The 19,513-nt window shown below is 61.1% G+C and carries 9 protein-coding genes; 7 read left to right on the forward strand and 2 right to left on the reverse strand.

Annotated features, from left to right (window positions below; translation table 11 throughout):
• Positions 1-21 precede the first annotated feature (21 nt).
• From BN5935_RS14330 to BN5935_RS14360, 7 genes are all read left to right on the forward strand, one after another.
• Complete coding sequence (locus BN5935_RS14330) at positions 22-3,333, forward strand: SusC/RagA family TonB-linked outer membrane protein (RefSeq protein WP_082944165.1); 3,312 nt, start codon at positions 22-24, stop codon at positions 3,331-3,333.
• 18 nt (positions 3,334-3,351) lie between these two features.
• Entirely contained in the window at positions 3,352-4,851 is a 1,500-nt protein-coding gene (locus tag BN5935_RS14335; RefSeq protein ID WP_064976698.1) for a RagB/SusD family nutrient uptake outer membrane protein, read from the forward strand.
• Between the two features lie 18 nt (positions 4,852-4,869).
• Positions 4,870-5,895: a BACON domain-containing protein gene (locus BN5935_RS14340; RefSeq protein WP_064976699.1), complete on the forward strand. Its 1,026-nt coding sequence runs from the start codon at positions 4,870-4,872 to the stop codon at positions 5,893-5,895.
• Between the two features lie 20 nt (positions 5,896-5,915).
• Positions 5,916-7,496: a hypothetical protein gene (locus BN5935_RS14345; protein ID WP_235821125.1), complete on the forward strand. Its 1,581-nt coding sequence runs from the start codon at positions 5,916-5,918 to the stop codon at positions 7,494-7,496.
• 25 nt (positions 7,497-7,521) lie between these two features.
• Positions 7,522-9,801 (forward strand): DUF5689 domain-containing protein, encoded by a 2,280-nt coding sequence (locus BN5935_RS14350; RefSeq protein ID WP_064976701.1) that lies wholly within the window; start codon positions 7,522-7,524, stop codon positions 9,799-9,801.
• 61 nt (positions 9,802-9,862) lie between these two features.
• Positions 9,863-11,443, forward strand: coding sequence for a beta-N-acetylhexosaminidase (locus tag BN5935_RS14355; protein ID WP_064976702.1), 1,581 nt, complete (start codon positions 9,863-9,865; stop codon positions 11,441-11,443).
• Positions 11,444-11,471: 28 nt separating this feature from the next.
• The gene (locus tag BN5935_RS14360) at positions 11,472-14,582 is read left to right on the forward strand and encodes a glycoside hydrolase family 2 TIM barrel-domain containing protein (RefSeq protein WP_449353806.1); all 3,111 of its coding nucleotides are present in this window, start codon (positions 11,472-11,474) and stop codon (positions 14,580-14,582) included.
• A gap of 109 nt (positions 14,583-14,691) precedes the next feature.
• Here the strand turns inward: BN5935_RS14360 and BN5935_RS14365 are convergent, their stop codons facing one another.
• Positions 14,692-16,326 (reverse strand): RagB/SusD family nutrient uptake outer membrane protein, encoded by a 1,635-nt coding sequence (locus BN5935_RS14365; RefSeq protein WP_064976704.1) that lies wholly within the window; start codon positions 16,324-16,326, stop codon positions 14,692-14,694.
• 12 nt (positions 16,327-16,338) lie between these two features.
• On the reverse strand, positions 16,339-19,494 hold the full coding sequence (locus tag BN5935_RS14370) for a SusC/RagA family TonB-linked outer membrane protein (RefSeq protein WP_064976705.1): 3,156 nt from the start codon (positions 19,492-19,494) through the stop codon (positions 16,339-16,341).
• Positions 19,495-19,513 lie beyond the last annotated feature (19 nt).

Consider the following 19,513-nt stretch of genomic DNA (forward strand, 5'->3'; position numbering starts at 1 on the left):
CATCCCTAAACACTACCTGATATGAGAAAATTCTACAAAATGATCGGTGCGCTGATCGTACTGGTATCGGTTACCCTCTCCACCCTCGCAGCCCAGCCGGCCGCCGAGGTCAGGGGAACCGTTACCGACGGCGACAGCGGCAGGCCGCTGGCCGGCGTGAGCGTCGCGCTCTCCGGCTCGGCAACGTCAACCACGACCGACGCGAAGGGCGCCTATGCCATCCGGGTCCCCTCCGCCGCGGCCGTACTCGAATTCTCCCGCGAAGGCTATCTCGCCCGGAAAGTCCCGACCGAGGGACGGACGCAGGTCGACGTCGCACTGAAACCCGCGCCCCGCGAAACGGGCGTCGTGAAGGGCATCGTGACCGACAGCGACAACGGCGCCCCGCTGGCCGGCGTGACCGTCGTCATCTCGGGTTCCGCCCGGGGAACCACGACCGACGCCAAAGGCGCCTACACCCTCTCCGTGCCGTCCGCCGAGTCGGTCCTCGACTTCTCCTATCTGGGCTATGTACCCCAGAAGATCCGGGTCGGCAACCGCTCGCAGGTCGACATTTCGCTGGTCGCCGACAACAAGGACATCGACGAGGTGGTCGTGATCGGTTACAGCGAGGTGAAGAAAACCGACCTCACGGGTTCGGTGACCAACGTCAAGATGGGCGACATCAAGGACATTCCGGTCGTCTCGGTCGATCAGGCTTTGCAGGGCCGCGTGGCCGGCGCCGACATCATGTCCACGTCGGGCGACCCGACCGCCTCGACCTCGATCCGCATCCGCGGAACGCGTTCGATCACCGCTTCGAACGAACCGCTGATCGTCGTCGACGGCATCATCGACGCCGTGCAGGACCTGAGCGACATCAATTCGGCGGACATCGAGTCGATCTCGGTGTTGAAAGACGCCTCGTCGACGGCCATCTACGGCGCACGCGGATCGAACGGCGTCATCATCGTCACCACGCGAAAGGGCAATCCCACGGTGAGCAAACCGTGGATCACGCTCAAGGCCGACATGGGCTTCTCGCAACTGCCCCGCAACCTCGACGTGATGAACGCCACGGAGTTCGCCCTCTACCGCAACGACGTGACCTATTTCAACTGGCAGATGGGCAACCGCCCGGTTCAGGACTACACCTACAACGACCCCTATTCGCTGGGCAAGGGCACCAACTGGATCGACGAGATCACCCGCACGGCTCCTTACCAGAACTACAACCTCTCGGTGTCGGGCCGTTCGAAGACGAGCAGCTATTTCGTATCGCTGGGTTACAGCGACATTCAGGGCATCGTCGACGACAGCGGGTTCCAGCGCACGACGGCCCGCGTCAACGTGTCGCACGACTTCGCCAAATGGTTCACGGCAGGCGTCAACTCGTCGCTCTCCTACCGCGACGAGGCCAACAACAAAGCCAACATCGGCGGCTCGTCGGTGTGGAACGCCGCGACCTATCTGGCTCCCGTGCTGGGTCCCGAGGACACCTACAACCCCTTCTACGGCTCGGGCCAGACGATTAACAACCCGCGCTACACGATCAACCTGAACGAGAACACGCTGGAGCGCTTCGCCTCGACCAACACGCTGTATGTGGACATCAAACCCATCGAGGGGCTGAAGATCAGCAGCAAGTTCACCTACTACCTCTACCAGCGCCACGACTACCGCTTCTACCCGAGCACGCTCCCCGTCAAGAACGAAGGCGAGGGCGGCGAGGGCTACCGCGCCGAATACGACACGCGCACGCTCTCGACCGAAAACACGGTGACCTATGCCTACACCGCCAAGACGGGACACTATTTCGACGTGATGGGCGGTTTCACGGGTTCGAAATCGCGGCTCAACGGCTTCGACCTCAACGCCAAGGGGCTGATCGTCGACGACAACAAGTGGAACAACATGAACGGCATCTACGACAAGGAGAACTACACGAGCACCTCCTACACCAACTACATCACGAAGATGTCGGTGCTGGCCCGCGTGAACTACAACTACAAGAAACGCTACTACCTGACGCTGACCGGCCGTTACGACGGTTCGTCGAACTTCGCCGCCAACCACAAGTGGGGCTTCTTCCCCTCGGCGGCCGTCAAGTGGAACATCTCGAACGAATATTTCATGCGCCGCGTGCGCTGGATCGAGGAGCTGTCGCTGCGCGTGAGCGCCGGCCGCACGGGTAACGACGCCATCAAGCCCTACCGTTCGATCGAAGCCTACACCTCGACCTCGGGCGGCTACCTGCTGGGCGGCTCGCAGTCGACGGCGTTCTACCCGGTGCGCGTGGCGAGCGACAACCTGACGTGGGAGACCACCGACCTCTACAACGCCGCCATCGACGCCTCGCTGTTCAAGAAGCGCCTGAACATCACCTTCGAGGCCTACATTTCGAAGACCCGCGACCTGCTGCTTTCGGTTCAGAAGGCCGCGCAGTCGGGCTACACGAGCCATTTCGAAAACATCGGCCGCACGTCGAACAAGGGCGTGGAGCTGACCGTCGAGACGCGCAACATCGTCAAGCCCAAATTCTCGTGGTCCACGTCGCTCACGCTCTCGCACAACAAACAGATGGTCGAGGACATCGGTTCAGAGGATTTCGTCAGCGCCATGAACAGCCCCGGCAACAGCCAGTACATGATGTACGGCTATGTCAAGGGCCGCCCGCTCAACGCCCTCTGGGGTTTCAAGTACGGCGGCGTGTGGCACAATCAGGAGGAGATCGAGCGCAACAAGGTGACCAACACCTACGTTTCGGCCACGACCTCGCTCAGCCCCGGCCTGCCGCGCTACATCGACACCAACAACGACGGTTCGCTGGACCAGAAAGACTTGGTCTATCTGGGCAACGCCGACCCCACGATCTACGGCGGCCTGCAAAACACGTTCAACATCGGGCAACTGAAAGTCGGCGTCTACTTCGCCTATTCGCTCGGCGGCAAGATCTACAACTACTCGGAGCTTTACATGGCCGGAACCTACTCCTCGAACCAGTACCGCTACATGGCCAATTCGTGGCATCCGGTGCGCAATCCCGATTCCGACCTGCCGCGTGCAGGCGCCGTTCAAGTGCACGTCCCGAGCGACCTGCAGGTGCACGACGCGTCGTACCTGCGTCTGAAAAACGTCTCGGTGGGCTACACGTTCGACCTGCGCAAGCGGGTGAAATGGCTGCGCGACATCACGCTGAGCGTCAGCGGCGAGAACCTCTACCTGTGGTCGAAATACAACGGCTTCGATCCCGACGTTTCGACGTCGAGCGAGAGTTCGACCCTGCGGCGCGTCGACATGGGCGCCTATCCGCGGGCGCGCACGGTGATCTTCAGCGTTCAAATCCGCTACTAACCAAAAACGACTACGATTATGAAATCGATGAAAATAGTTTTGCTGACGGTCGCGGCAGCACTCGCAAGTGCCTGCTCGCTTCAGGAATCGCCCGAATTCTTCGTCAACCGGAGCAATTTCTACCGCAACAAGTCGGAGTGCATAGCCGGCCTGAACAGTTGCTACATTCCGCTCAAGACGATCTACAACTTCAACTTCGGCGTGATGACCGAAGGCGTCACCGACCTGCTGTTTCACAATTCGCCGACGGTCTACGACTCGCGCCTCGAAATCTCGCCCGCGCTGCCCGGCTACGGGGCCACGGTGTGGACACAGGGCTACAAGGCCGTGATGTACTGCAACGCCGCCATCGAGGGCATCCGCAACGCCACGGTGAGCGAGGACGACCGCAGCAAGCTGCTGGCCGAGGGCGTGATCCTGCGGGCGATGTACTACTACCTGCTCACGTCGGTCTTCGGCGACGTGCCGTTCTACACGGTCGACGTCAACACCGAGGAGCTGCTCAACCAGACGGCCCGCCTGCCGCGCATGTCGGCCGTCGAAACGCGCAACTACCTGATCGAAGAGCTGATGAAGGTCGTCCCCGACTTGGATCAGGTGCGTTCGTCGGAGATCGCCGACAACCGCATGGGAGCTGCCGTCGGCTGGATGCTCGCCGCCAAGATGGCGATGTGGAACAAGCAGTGGGACACGGCGCTCGAAGCGCTCGCGGAACTGGAGAAGATCTACGGCTCGCTCGACCAGTACCCGCTTTCGGACGTTCCGTTCCGCATGAAGAACACCCCCGAGTCGATCCTCGAGATCCAGCACTCCTACACTTCCGGCGGGCTGATCTACACCTCGAACTACGCCTGTATCTGCATGCCCAACCAGACCACCGCCGAGTCGGGGTCCGATGTTTTCGACGGCGTGAAGATCGAGGAACTGGGCGACGACGCCAACGTGTGGCCCGGCCTGCGGCCCAATCTGGTTTTCAGCGCCGGCCTGCAGACCCGCACGGGCGGCGACCGCCGCGTGGAGATGAACCTCGCATGGGAGTACGGCGGGCAGGAGTTCAAGAGCGTCGGGACGCGTCCGTGGCTCGGCCCGAAGTTCTGGTGCCCCGGCATGCGCGACAGCTACGATTCGAACAACTACAAGGTGTTCCGTTACGCCGACGCCGTGCTGATGATGGCCGAGTGCTGGTGCATGAAGGAGAATCTGGAACAGACCAAACTGTATCTCAATCAGGTGAAGAACCGCGCGGGCATCGCCGAGTTCTCGGTCTTCAAGAGCTGGGAACGCACGCTCGAGGAGATTCAGAACGAGCGCGCCCGCGAACTGATCGGCGAGTTCCAGCGCAAGTTCGACCTCGTGCGGTGGGGCATCTGGTACACCAAGACCCTCGAATCGGCCGATTACGAGACCGTGCGCAACGCCATTCTGCCCTGCCACGAGTACTACCCGATTCCCGACACGCAGGTGGTCTATTCGGGCTATGCGCTCGACAACAAGGAGTATGAGAAATACGGACTTTAACCTAAAAAACGGAACATTATGAGATTCAGCTATAAAGGCATTGCATGGCTGGCGGCGCTCTGCGGAGCGCTGGGCGGCTGCAACGAGCCGTTCGAACCGACGATACGGCTGGCCGTGGACCAGAATCTGGTCGCATTGCCGGCGACGGAGGGCATGACCCGCGTGATGGTCTACTCGACCGGAAACTGGTCGCTCTCCGTGGATTCGGAGTCCGGGGACGCATGGGCGCGGATCGACCGGAAGTCGGGCCGCGAGAACGGCGATTTCCTCTTCGAATACGATACCAACGGCGGTCTGTCGCGCAAGGCGACGATCCGCATCCAGTCCGGGGACCGCACCTGCGAGGTGGTGATGTCCCAAGCCGCGGGAATCACCGACCCGACGCTGACCGTCACACCCGGAAGCGTCGCGCTGCTAGCCGACGGATGCCCCGTGGAGATGGTTCTCTCCAGCAACCTCGGCCCCGATCTGGAGCGCGTACAGCACGAGATTTCCTACGGTGAGGAGAGCGGCGAGGGATGGATCGGCGACGTAACGCTCGACGATCAATCGCTGCGTTTCACGGTGGCGGACAACGCGACCGGGGCGATGCGCTTCGCCACGATACCCCTTGGGGTCACCGACGGCAACGACACGCGTTACGAACCCCGCGCCACCGTCACGCAAAGCGCCGAAGCGCTGCGCCTGACGATGACGCCCGCCGAAGAGACCCACGCGGCGGCGGCCTACGGCGAGACGTTCGAACAGGCTTTCGAGTGCAACATCCCGGCGGTTTACGGCGAAATAACGCTCGTGTGCGACTACCTGACGGGGGCCGAAGGGTGGCTGACGAATTACCGGATCGACCGCGAAACGGGTCTGCTGAGCGTGAAGGTCCCGGCCAATCCCGCCGCGCCGCGTTCGGCGCGCTTCGCCCTGCATTACGACAACGGCAAGGGGGGGGGTATAACCACCGACTATGTGACCCTGACGCAGGAGAAGTGTGACATCGGCGGCGTGGAAGGCGACCAGATGGAGCACGAGAAGGACGACAACGAGTGGTAACCGATAAAACAGACGTGAAAATGAAAAAGATACAGAACCTATTGATCGCCTGCGGCCTGCTGCTCGCGGGGTGTTCCGAGACTCCCGAAGAGGCTGCCGGACTGCCCGGACCCGATCCGGTGAAATACGTTTCGCTGCGCCTCGACACCGGCGCCGGTACGCGCGCCGAACTGGACGGCGACCTGCGGGTGAAGTTCCAGCCGGGCGACATGATCGACATCAACGGCGTGGCCTACGAGGTCTTCCTGCTCGACGACGGAACGGCGGCCGTGCCCGAGGTCCCCGAGGCCGACCGTTACGAGGCGGTATTCCCCTCGGTTTGCAATTTCCTCCAGCAGACGAAGGAGTCGCCCAACTTCAAACTGCCGCTGGCGCAGTTCCATGCCGGTCCCGGCACGTTCGGCCGCAATGCGATGCCGATGTACGGCGAGGCGACGGGCATCGACGAAGAGAAGGGCTATGTGAACATCCGGCTGCACAACATGTGCGGCGTGCTGAAACTGACGCTGAAAGGTTCGGCGACGATCAATTCGATCCTCGTCGAGGACCGTTCGGGCGCCCCGATCTCGGGTTACGCCACGCTCGGGACGGACGACGGGGGTAGCAAAATCCTCGTGCCGGGCACGGCGAGTTCGGCCCGCTCCTACCATCTGGTGATGAACTGCGGCGGTGCGGGCGAAGGCGTCGCACTGAGCGAAAACGGCACCGATTTCTACATCGTGCTACCCGTCCGCGAGTATGCCTCGGGGCTGAAAATCCGCATCACCGACCGTTCGCACCGGGCGATGACCGTCGATTCGCCGACGCCGCGCACGATCAAACGGAACGTCGTAACCGAGACCCCGGCCATCACATACGCCCCCGACGCCGACCTGATCTTCGCCGAGTATTTCGACGCCTGCGTGTGGGGCGGCAACTATGTGGGCAACACGAAGGGCTATTCGCCCACGCAGACCGAATCGCAGCAGAGCAGCGGCAGCCTGGCCGGAACGACCGCGGACAAATCGGCGACGGGCGTCGAGGAGGCCCCCTTCTATGTGATGGAAAACGCGGCAGGCACGGCGGATTACACCAATGTCTGGAATGCGGCGCCAAGTGCATCAGGCGGTAATGTTACGGCCGAATATCTGCGCAACCGGAATCTCTATGACTGGACCTTTCTGTACCGGTGTTCGGAATTTCAAGGTTGCCTGCGCATCAGTTCACCTACGTTGGGCCGCGGCAAAATCCATTCTCCGACAATGAAAAACATTACCGACGGCGCCGCACATAAAGCGCAGATCACATTCCGTGTCAGTTGCGCAGCCGGCGCCGATCAAACCGACAACCTCGGCTGCTGGCTGGGCGACGGACCGACCGGCAAGAACAACGGGGAAATCTGCGAAGAGATTTACATCAACGGCGAATCGGTCTCCGTCACCAACAAGCAGTTCGCCTACATTCCGATTTCCAAGATCGGAAGCTCCGGCTGGTCCGAAGTGCGGTTGGTCGTCAGCGGATTTACCAAGATCAGTGCATTCAATTTCATGAAACAGCAGAATACGAATACGACGAAGACCCTCTTTTTCGTCGACGACATCGAGGTCCGCCTGCTGGATTGACAAACCCGTTTAAAACAAAGCTACCATGAAAACGATAAACAGTTGGAAACTGTTACTGCTGACGGCCCTCGCAGGTTGTGCAGCCGCCTGCACCGATGATCCGGACGAAGTGCCCGTCATCGAACTCGGTGCCGTGAAAGGCGAATACATCGTGCCGGCACAGAGCGGCACGGTCGAGGTCGAAGTTTACAGCAACCGCGGCTGCAACGTCTCGTTCCTCGAAGCGACTCCTTGGGCCGAGGCCCACACCGGACGGATTCCGGGCGACGGCGCCTTCAGCGTCACCTACGGAGCCAACGACTCCTTCGCCCGCGTGGCGCGCCTGCTGCTGCAGGACGACAGCGGCCGCCGCCGCGACACGGTCTACATCCGTCAGGAGGGGCTGATCGAGGAGCGGCTGGTGTTCCCGGCGCCGAACATCTCGGTGAAGGGCAGCGCCGCCGAAGGGTCCGTTTCGGTCCCGCTCGACACCAACATCGGCTCGGAACGCCTCACGACGAAGGTAGTCTATCCCGACGAGAACGCGTCCGGCTGGATTTCCGACGTGCGCATCGACGATGCGGCGGGCAAACTGCTCTTCGCCACGCAGGCCAATCCCGATCAGGAGAACATGCGCTCGGCGGAGATAACCCTCTCGTTCACCAACGGCTGGGACAAGGTCACCGCCACCAAACTCTATATCGTACAGGCCAACGCCCGCGACGATTTCGGAACGGAGAAGACGTTCGCCGAGATCCGCGCCCTGTGCGGTCCCGGACAGGTCGTGACCATCGAAAACGACTATTACATCTCGGCATGGGTGGTCAGCGACGCCGCGGGCGGCAACATGGGGGCCAACCCCATGACCACCGAATCGACGATCAACTACGAGATGTGCAAGAAGACCGCCTACGTCGAGAGCATCGACGGCAGCATGGGTTTCCTGATCGAGACCGAAACGGCCGACGACAACATCTTCATGCGTTACAGCCGCATCCAGCTCTCGCTCAAGGGCGTGCGGCTCGTACACGACACCGATCCCGGCCGTTTCGCCCTCAAAGGCGTGAAGTCGGCCATGATCATCAGCTCGGAGCTGGGCTCGGCGGCGGACATTCCGCACAAGGAGAAGCGCATCAGCCAGTTGACCGATGACGACATCTACACCTACGTCACGCTCACCGACTGCGAACTGCCGATCCGCAAAGGCCCGCTGACCCCGATCAACGAGGGTTACGCCAACGCCACGGGCGCCAACCGCACGGAAAAATGCGCGTCGCTCGTGCGCGACATCGAGGGCGAGCACATCTACCTCTACACCAACACGACGTGTCTCTACCGCCGCGACGGCAGCCGCCTGCCCTACGGTTCGGGCAAACTCTCGGGCATCGTCGTCCACGAGCTGTTCCCGCGCTTCGAGTGGGAGGACAACGCGAGCGGCGACGACGAATCGTACGGGTATATCGGCCGCTACCAGTTGCGCCACGTTTCGAAATCGGATTTCGACGGACTGGCCGACGATTTCGAGGAGAGTTTTTCGGCGCTGCTGACCGAATACCGCTTCCTGCAGTACGACAACAACAAGGTCTACCCCACCTACGGCACGAACGGCTACCTGACGCACAGCTACAAGGACGGCACCGGCGCCATCAAGATTCTCGCCAACGAGGATTTCAGCTACCTCGGCCCCGTGGGCAACAAATCCTCGTTCATCTTCGGGTCCAACATCGGCAACGTCAACGGCATGGGCATCATCCTCGAGGACGGGACCGACTGGTGGCGCGATTTCGCCGACGTGAACAACAACACCTCGGGCGATACGTCGGGCGGCGGCAAGGGCAAGGTGCCCCGCAAGAACAACGCCGAAGGCCCGGCATGGGTCGACTGGTACTGGTGGGACAAGGCCAACGACCGCGGCCACGCGTGGATCGTGAATTTCTCGACCGAAGGGATCTCGACCGACGTACTGTCGATGCAGGTGAGTGTCCTGAACGACCGTTACGACAGCGGCAAATACGGTTCGCCGCGCTATTTCGACGTGGCATGGTCCGAGACGGGCGACATGAACGCCGACGGCGACTGGACCTACATCGCCTCCTACACCGTGCCCGACATGGCGCGCTGGTCCCCCGCCACACGCTACTGGCAGTATGCGGGCTGGAAACCCGTCGATGTGAAGCTGCCGCTCGAAATGCTCGGCAAGAAGAACGTCTACATCCGGCTGCAGGCGGCCCGGAACCTCGGCGGAAGCCTCGACGAGTACGCCGCGCAGCCGATCGACTCGCCGTCGTGCATGAATTATTTCGCCATCCGTTACAACAAGAAATAACGCGCAGCCGGCCGGGACAGGAGCAACCTGTTCCGGCCGCTGACGCCAGAATCCCGAACTTATGCATAAAATACTGACCCTCGCCGCACTGCTCCTCTCCGTCGCGTGCGCCGAGGTCCCGCAACCCGAAATCAACGTCATTCCCCGGCCCTTGTCGGCGGAACAGGGCAACGGCACATTCCGTCTCGGCCGCAACTGCAAAATCGGTTACGACGACCCTTCGCTGCAATCCGTCGCCGGACTGTGCGCCGGCTACCTGACCGAAGAGGGCGTGCGAAAGCCCGTCGTTACGGACAAACCCGTACACAAAGGCATCGACCTGCAACTGGACGGCACGCTCGCCGGCGAAGAATATACCCTGAACGCAACGACGAAAGGCGTATCGATCTGCGGAGGCTCGCCCCGGGCGGTGCTTTACGGCGTGCAGACCCTGCGTCAGATCGTCGACGGCGACCGGGTTCCCGTCGTGGAGATCCGCGACAGGCCCTCTTTCGGCTATCGCGGCGCGATGTTCGACGTGGCGCGCTATTTCTACCCCGTGGAGGATGTCAAACGGTTCATCGACATCATGGCGCTCCACAAGCTCAACACCTTCCACTGGCACCTGACGAACGATCAGGGATGGCGCATCGAGATCAAACGCTATCCCGAACTGACGCGTATCGGGTCGCAGCGCCGGGAGACGCTGATCGGCCATTACAAAACCTCGAACGAGTATGACGGAAAACCCCACGGCGGCTATTACACGCAGGATGAGATCCGCGAAGTGGTGGCCTATGCCGCCGAACGCTGCATCGACGTCATTCCCGAGATCGAGCTTCCCGGACATTCGATGGCGGCCCTCGCGTCGTATCCGTGGCTGGGGTGCACGAAAGGGCCCTACGAGGTGCGCACGACGTGGTATTACAGCAGCGACGTGCTCTGCGCAGGCCGTGAAACGACCTTCGAATTCCTCGAAAACGTGCTTTCGGAGGTGCTCGAACTTTTCCCGTCGAAATACATCCACGTCGGCGGCGACGAATGCCCCAAGGTGCGGTGGAAAGCGTGTCCCGACTGCCAGCGCCGCATTCGCCGGGAGGGGCTGAAGGACGAGAACGCCCTCCAGAGCTACTTCGTGTGCCGCATCGAGAAGTGGCTCCACGCCCACGGCCGCGAAATGATCGGCTGGGACGAACTGCTCGAAGGCGGCGTAACGCCCTCGACGATCGTCATGTCATGGCGCGGCACGGAGGGCGGCATCAAGGCCGCGAAGCTCGGCAACCGGGTAATCATGTCCCCGCGGTTCTACTTCTACCTCGACTATTACCAGACCTCCGACCCGGAGAAGAACGGCGAGCCGCTCTCGATCGGCCGCAACGTCCCGATCCGCAAACTCTACGGCTACGATCCCTTCGACCAGCTCGACGAGTCGCAAAGCCGCAACATCCTCGGCGTACAGGCCAACCTGTGGACCGAGTACATCGCCACGATGGACCATGCCGAGTACATGCTGCTGCCGCGGCTGGCGGCCATGTCGGAGGTGGCGTGGGCGACGGAAAGGCGCGACTACGACGATTTCGTGCGCCGGCTCGGAACCCTGCGCGGTCTGTACGACCGCGAGGGGTACCGCTATGCCGATTTCGTCTTCCGGGGTATCGAATAACGCACCATAAAAATCCAAAGAAGTGAAAATACACCTGTTTGCGGTCCTCCTCGCCGTCCTAACCGCCGCGTCAGCCAGCGCGACGTCCGCCACGGAGCGGTGGCTCGATCCGACATGTTTCGCCGTGAACCGCGCCCCGATGCGCACGAGTTTCATCGTCTTCCCCACGGCCGCCGCAGCCGTTCCCGAAAACGACTACACCCGCTCACCCCTCTACCGGACGCTCAACGGCGAATGGGCCTTCCTGCGTGCCGACCGCCCGGGCGCCGAGCCCGAAGGCTTCTTCCGCGTCGGCTACGACGACTCGTCGTGGGGCACAATGCCCGTGCCGGGTATCTGGGAGCTGAACGGCTACGGCGACCCGGTCTACACGAACAAGCCCTATCCGTGGCACAAGTTCTTCGAGGTGAAGGCTCCGCTGGTTCCCCATGAACAGAACTACACGGGACTCTACCGCCGCATTATTGAGATTCCCGCCGGCTGGGAAGGCCGCGACACATTCATCCACATCGGCTCGGCCATCTCGAACGTGACGCTCTGGGTCAACGGCCGCGAAGTGGGTTACAGCGAAGACAGCAAGCTCGAAGCCGAATTCGACGTCACCCGCTACATCACGCCCGGGCGCGACAACCTGATCGTGCTGCGCGTCAACCGCTGGTGCGACGGCTCGTACCTCGAGGATCAGGATTTCTGGCGTCTTTCGGGCATCGGCCGCGACTGCTACCTCTACGCCCGCGACAAACGCCGGCTGGCCGACGTGCGTCTGACGCCCGATCTGGTGAACGGCTACCGCGACGGTGTGCTGCGCGCCGAGGTGGCCACGACACCGGGTGTCGGCAGTGTCCGGCTGACGCTCCGCGACGACGGGGGCCGCACGCTCGACACCCGCACGCTCCGCCCCCGCCGCAACAGCGTATCGACGATCTTCGAGGTCGCCGCCCCGAAGCAGTGGAGTGCCGAGGCCCCGAGCCTCTACACGCTCACGGCCGAAGTCCTCGCCGGCGACGGCAGGGTGACCGAGGCCGCGGCTTTCCGCGTGGGGTTCCGCAAGGTCGAGATCCGCGGCGGGCAACTGCTGGTCAACGGCAAGCCGATTCTCATCAAGGGCGTCAACCGGCACGAGATGGAGCCCAATACGGGCTACTGCGTCACGCGCGAAGAGATGATACGCGACATCCGCGAGATGAAGCGGCTCAACATGAACGCCGTGCGCACCTGCCACTATCCCGACGCACCGCTGTGGTACGACCTCTGCGACGAATACGGTCTCTACGTCGTGGACGAGGCCAACATCGAGTCGCACGGCTATCACTACCGCGACAAGTCGAAGAACCTCGCGGGCAACCCCTCTTTTGCCGCCGCACACCTCGACCGCAACCGCCGCATGGTCCTGCGCGACTACAACCACCCCTCGATCATCGTCTGGAGCACGGGCAACGAGGCCGGCAACGGTCCCAATTTCGAACGCTGCTACGACTGGATCAAGTCCTTCGACCCGTCGCGCCCGGTGCAGTACGAGCAGGCCTCCTACCACGGGGACTACAACACCGACATCGTCTGCCCGATGTACTGGAGCTACGAGCAATGCGGGAAATACCTCGCCGGCGATCCCGCCAAACCGCTCATCCAGTGTGAATACGCCCATGCCATGGGCAATTCGATGGGCGGATTCAAAGAGTATTGGGACATGACCCGCCGGGAACCGAAATATCAGGGCGGATTCATCTGGGACTTCGCCGACCAAGCCCTCGCATGGCGCAGTCCCGAAGGGAAGCTGATCTACCGCTACGGCGGTGACTACAACGCCGCAGACGCCTCGGACAGCACCTTCTGCTGCAACGGCGTGCTGGCCTCCGACCGCTCGTGGCATCCCCACGCCTACGAGGTGAAGCACCAGCACCGGCCGATCCACACCACGCTCCGCGACCCGGAAAACGGCGTCGTGAACGTCTACAACGAAAACTTCTTCACGGACCTTGCGCCCTACCGGCTTCTCTGGGAGATCACCGCCGACGGACGGCCCGTGCTGAGCGGCGCGGTCGAGCACCTCGACATAGCCCCGCAGACCACCGCGGCCGTGACGCTGGGCTACACGCCGGAACAGCTCCGGGCCCTCGGCGGCGAGCTGCTGCTCACGGTGCGTTACCGGCTGCGCGAACGGCAGGGGCTGCTCGACGCACTCCATGAGGTGGCTGCCGACCAGCTCGTATTGCGCGGGGATGACCCGGCGGCCCGCTTCGCCGCCGAGGTTCCGGCCGGGGCGCTTCGCGTGGCGGACAAGACCGTCTCGGGCGAGGGATTCTCCGTCGGGTTCGATCCCGAAAGCGGTTTCATCCGTTCCTACAAACTCCGCAACGTCGAACTGCTGGCAGGCCCCCTGCGTCCCAGCTTCTACCGCGCGGCCACGGACAACGACCTCGGCGTGCGCCAGACGGGAAAATACCCCGACAGCCGGATGTGGGCGACGGCCGAACCCCGGCTCGTCGGGTTCGTTCTTACGCCCGGAGATAACGGGGTCAGAGCCGTCGCAGACTATACGATCCCCGCCGTGGGCGCGAAACTGACGCTCACCTACACGATCGCCGCCGACGGCTCGGTACGCGTCTGCGAGGCGATGACCGCCGACCCGGAGCGCAGGGATGTGGCCGAGCTGATGCGCTTCGGCATGGCCTTCGAGACCCCGGGGATGTTCGACGCCGTGGAGTACTACGGACGCGGCCCGATGGAGAACTACGCCGACCGCGCCGGCGCCGCCTTCGTGGGACGCTACACGCAGCGCGTCGCCGACCAGTTCCACATGAAATACGTCAGCCCGCAGGAGTCGGGAACGCGCGGAGGACTGCGCTGGTGGAGGCTGACCGACCCCACGGGATTCGGGATCGAGATCTGCTCCGACCGACACTTCTCGGCTTCGGCGATCCCCTACTCCATTCCGCAGCTCGACAACGGAGCGCCCGAGTACGTCCGACACCCCGGCGAACTCCTCCCCGACGGACGCACGCACGTCAATATCGAAAGCAGGCAGTCCGGACTGGGCTGCGTAAACAGTTGGGGACGCCTGCCGCTCCCGCAATACAGAATGCCGTATCAGGACTATGAGTTCAATTTCCTGCTGCGCCCTGTGACGGGAGGACGGTAAAAAGAGCCGGTCCCCGGCATTAACAGATCGACGGGAGTTACGTTTTAAAACGTAACTCCCGTCGGCATGCTGATTTCAGGCTTTCCCGCCCGAAATCCACGGGAAGCCGCTACTGGCCCCAGCCGGGGTTTTGCTTGCACTTCTTCATCAGGTCGAGATCGCGCTGCGGAATGGGCAGCAGCTCGTGACGACCCTTCTGAGTATACATGCGGACCGAATAATTGGCGTTGGCAAACCAGTCGGCCAGCTCCTGAGCCGTATCGACGATGGAATCGTAATAGATACCCCAACGAATCAGGTCCTGCTTGCGGTGTCCCTCGAAACACAACTCATAGGCGCGCTCCTTACGGATCGCATCGCGCAGTTCGTCGCGCGAAAGGCCATAGGAGAGGTCGTGTTTCATATCGCCGAATCCACGGCGGCGCACGGCGTTCACGGCATCGACCGCATCGACGATCGAACCGCCCGACTCGTTGAGCGCCTCGGCGAAGAGCAGCAGCACGTCGGAGTAGCGCAGCACATACCAGTTGATATTCGACTTGTCATTGTTGACGATATAATTGGCCGTGTTGACATACTTCTCGGTGTCCCACTTGGCCGGCGTGAAGAGCTGACGCTGCTTGTTGAGGTTGTCCTCGGAAGGACTGCTCACCGTCGAAAAATAGGTCACGGGGGTCTTGTCGTCATTGGGGTACTTGTAGTCGGCGATCGAGAGCTTCATACGGGGATCGCCGTGCTGCTCCCATTCGCGCGTGAAGTTATAGGTCACCTTCCAGTTTCCGGCGTTGCGGCCGCGGATTCCCTCGACAGTCGTGGCAACGACTCCGTTCCATTTGCCGATACGTCCGGCGGTATTGTCGGTATCGAGGCCCGTCGGCGAATAGAATGACACTTCGATCAGGCTCTCGCCCGCGTCCCAGATACCGTTGCAGGTGTTCTTCCAGACGGTCTCGTAATCGGTGATCAACCGGTGCTTACCCGACTCCACGACGCGGCGGGCCACTTTGGCGGCCTCCTCCCACTTCGATTCGTCGCGCACGGGATACCCTGCCCATGTGCAATAGACCTTAGCCAGCAGCCCCAGCGCCGCACCCTTCGAGAAGCGGTAGGCGGTCGAGGAGCGTTTCGAATCGTCGGCGGCCCACGGAAGCACCTCGGCGGCATACTTGAGGTCCTCCTCGATAAAGGCGTAGACATCGGCAGGATCGGCCTGCACATATTCGGTGGCGGGAATATCCGAATCGGCCGTCGATTTTATCAGCACGACGTTGCCGTACCAGCGCACCAGCTCGAAATAGAACAATGCGCGCAGCGCACGGGCCTCACCCAGATAAATCTCGGCCAGTTCGCGGTTGCCGGAACTCCAGCCGTCCTTGCGGGCCGACACGATCTCGATAAAATCGTTGGCGTCGTAGATCGACGAATAGAGTTTCTGCCATGTATTGCGGATCTGCGAGGTGTTCGGATTATGCGAATTGGTCGGGATTTCGCGGAACGAAGTGTTCGAACTGCCTTCGCACTGGGCGATGTCCGTCGAAATGGTGAACAACAGCGACAGGTGGTAGGAGTACAGGTTTTCGTTGGCCATGTCCTTATAGACACCCATCAGCACCGTTTCGGCCTCGGAAGCGTTGTGTACATAGTTGTCTTTGCCCGTCTCGATATAGGACTCTTCCTGCAGCAGATCGGAGCACGAGGCCGACAGCAGGCAGAGCATCGGTATGTAATATAGTATCTTTTTCATGTTTTTATCGTATTAGAAGGTCAAATCGACACCGAACGTATAGACTTTGCTCTTCGGATAGGCACCCCAGTCGAGCGAAGGCGTCATGGGGTTCGACGCGCGCATGCTCACCTCGGGATCATACCCCGAATAGCCCGTCACGACGAAGAGGTTCTGGGCCGTGAAGTAGAGACGCAGTTTCGAAACATAGAACTTGCGCGTCCACTGCTGCGGGAAGGTGTACCCCACCGTGAGATTCTTCAGTCGCAGGAACGATCCGTCCTCGATAAAGCGCGAATAGATCTCGTTCTTGATGTATCCGTCCCATGCCGGAACCTTGTTCGAGGCATTGGTCGCCGTCCAGCGGTCAGCCGTCTCGGCCATCATGTTCGAACGCTGGTCCTGAGTCTGAGAGGAGTAGATACGGGTGGCGTTGTAGACATCGTTGCCGTAGTTGAACTGGAACAGGAAGCTCAGGTCGACACCCTTGAACGAAAACGTATTGGTGATACCGCCGTACCATTTGGGCGTACCGTTGCCGATCGTCGTCCGGTCGCTGGTGGTGATCTTGCCGTCGCCGTCCTGATCCTTGTACTTCACCATGCCCGGTTTCACGGCAACACCCGCATGCTCGGAGATGTCCGTAACACCCTCCTTGAGTACGAGCTGGCCCGTGGCGGCATCGACGCTGAAATCCGAACTCTGGTAAACACCGTCGAACTCATAGCCGTAGATCAGACCCAGCGACTGTCCGATCTGCGCAATATAGTCGGAAGTCGTGTAGTCGCCGTTCCAGCTCGAATTGACATCCATGCTCGAGGCGCCGTCGGCCAGCGAACGCAGTTCGTTGCGGATGAACGAAATATTGAGATCGGTCGTCCAGCGGAACCCGCTCCGCGAGGAGATATTGGTCGAGTTGACCGCCAGTTCGATACCCTTGTTGCGAATCTTGCCCACGTTTTTCCACTGCGAGGCGAAGCCCGACACATAAGCCTTGTTCGAAGCCATCAGCAGATCCTTGGTGTCCTTGAGGAAGAAATCGGCGGTGACATTCAGACGATTGTTGAACAGACCCAAGTCGATACCGATATTGGTGCTCTGCGAAGCCTCCCACTTGAGGTCCTTATTGGCCAGTTGCTTGGGCGACAGCACCGTGACAATGCTATTACCGTAGCCGTACTTGCCCTGCGTATAGAGGTCCATCGAGAGGTAGTTGGAAATGCGGTCGTTACCCACGACGCCCCAGCCCAGACGCAGTTTGAGGTTGGAAACCACATCCTGCTGCTTCATGAAATGCTCCTCCGAGATACGCCATGCGGCCGAGAAAGCGGGGAAATAGCCCCATTTGTGGTTGTCGCTGAACACCGTCGAACCGTCGGCACGGATCGTCGCCGAGAAGAGATAGCGGCCCTTATAGCTGTAATGCCCCTGCGCGAAGAACGAGATGAGCAGTTTCTCCTCGAGCGAGGTCGAAACCTTGCTCGGAGTGGCGCCCAGTCCGAGGTTGTCGTTACCGAGGTTATCGAACGGGAAGTCCGTCGCCTCGCCGAAAAGGTACTCCGACCCCTTGTAGGAGGTCTCCTGACCGAGCATGATATCGAATTCGTGGTCGCCCTTACCCTTATACTTATAGGTCAGGTGGTTATAGTTGGTCCAGCGCAGGTCGCGCGTCATACGGGTAGAACCGTAGGGCGACTGTCCGTTGCGGTAGGCCTCCTTCGAACCTTCGCGGTAGAAGAGATCGGCGCGGGTATTGGTCGTATTGTACGAACCGGCTGTCTTGAACGTCCAGCCCTTGCCGAAATCGACCGTCAGCGCAAGGTTACCCGACCACATCTCGGAGCGTTTGGTGTTAGTCACCGACTGGGCCTGCACGATGGGGTTCACCTGCGAGAGCGACTCCGAGGATTCGAGTTCCAGCGGGTCGATCGCTGCCGAGAGCAGCTCCTCGTTGGTCATGCGCAGACCGGCCGTGGGACGCGCCCGCAGAATCTGCGCCAGCATGTTGAAACGCCCGTTGTCGCCCGAAGTGCCCATACCCCGCTTGTCGGTATTGGCGTAATTGATCGTGGCATCGAGAGTCACGCGCTTCGAGATTTTGTGGTTGACACGCATCTTCGCCGTGATCTTGTTGAACGAGCTGTTGGTGAAGATACCGTTCTCCAAGAAATCGGAGAAAGAGAACGAGTACTTGGTCTTGTCCGTACCGCCCGACACCGACACATTGTGGTCCTGCGACCAAGTGGGACGGAAAGTTTCCGACTGCCAGTCCACACCCTCGTCCGTCAGGTAGTAGTCCAGTGACTGAATCCGGTAGGGGTTGCCATCGCTGTCGTTGCCCTCACGGTAGTAGGTCTGGCCGAATTTGTCGGGCCATGCCTCGGTCTGCAACTGCACGAACTCGTAGGGCGACAGCAGGTCGAGCGTCTTGGAAATCTTGCGGTAGCTGGCCGAACCGTTGTAGGTCACGATCGGACGGCCGATCTTACCCGATTTGGTGGTCACCATCACGACGCCGTTGGCGGCGCGCGAACCGTAGATGGCCGCCGAAGAAGCGTCTTTCAGGAAGTCGATCGCCTCGATATCCGAGTTGGAGAGGTAGTCGATGTTGTCGACCTGAAATCCGTCGACGATGAACAGCGGCGAGGTGTCGCCGTTGACCGAACCCACACCGCGGACCTTGATGTCGAAGCCAGCACCCGGCGTACCGTCCGTGGAGGTGATCTGCACACCGGCGACCTGACCGCCGAGCGCTTCCATCACCGAACCCGACTTGTAGCCCTCGATACCCTTGGCCGAGACCGAAGCCACCGCACCCGTGAGGTCTCCGCGCTTCACGACGCCGTAACCCACGACCACCACTTCGTCCATGACGTTCTCTTCGGGCACAAGTTTGATCTGCAACTGCGTCTGGGCCGCGATCTTCACCTCCTGAGGCTTGTAGCCCAGATAGGAAAAGACCAGCACGTCGCCTTTCTTGACCGCGATCGAGAAGGCGCCCTTCACGTCGGTCGAAACGCCCTGCGTCGAACCTTTGACAATGATGTTGGCACCGATCGCAGGCTGGTTGTTTTCATCGACGACCGTACCCGTCACCTTATTCTGGGCCGCCGCCGTGAAGGCCAGCATCAGGGCGAGAAGGGTCAGAACCCCTCTCAGCCCGAAAGCCCGGTATATAGTTTTATTCATTGGTTTCATGTTCAGTTAG

This window comes from Alistipes provencensis, assembly GCF_900083545.1.
In the GTDB taxonomy this organism is placed as follows: domain Bacteria; phylum Bacteroidota; class Bacteroidia; order Bacteroidales; family Rikenellaceae; genus Alistipes; species Alistipes provencensis.

Coding starts and splice junctions, on each gene's coding strand:
- BN5935_RS14350 (WP_064976701.1), top strand. CDS start 7,522: ATGAAAACGATAAACAGTTGGAAACTGTTACTGCTGACGGCCCTCGCA.
- BN5935_RS14340 (WP_064976699.1), top strand. CDS start 4,870: ATGAGATTCAGCTATAAAGGCATTGCATGGCTGGCGGCGCTCTGCGGA.
- BN5935_RS14345 (WP_235821125.1), top strand. CDS start 5,916: ATGAAAAAGATACAGAACCTATTGATCGCCTGCGGCCTGCTGCTCGCG.
- BN5935_RS14365 (WP_064976704.1), bottom strand. CDS start 16,326: ATGAAAAAGATACTATATTACATACCGATGCTCTGCCTGCTGTCGGCC.
- BN5935_RS14355 (WP_064976702.1), top strand. CDS start 9,863: ATGCATAAAATACTGACCCTCGCCGCACTGCTCCTCTCCGTCGCGTGC.
- BN5935_RS14330 (WP_082944165.1), top strand. CDS start 22: ATGAGAAAATTCTACAAAATGATCGGTGCGCTGATCGTACTGGTATCG.
- BN5935_RS14335 (WP_064976698.1), top strand. CDS start 3,352: ATGAAATCGATGAAAATAGTTTTGCTGACGGTCGCGGCAGCACTCGCA.
- BN5935_RS14370 (WP_064976705.1), bottom strand. CDS start 19,494: ATGAATAAAACTATATACCGGGCTTTCGGGCTGAGAGGGGTTCTGACC.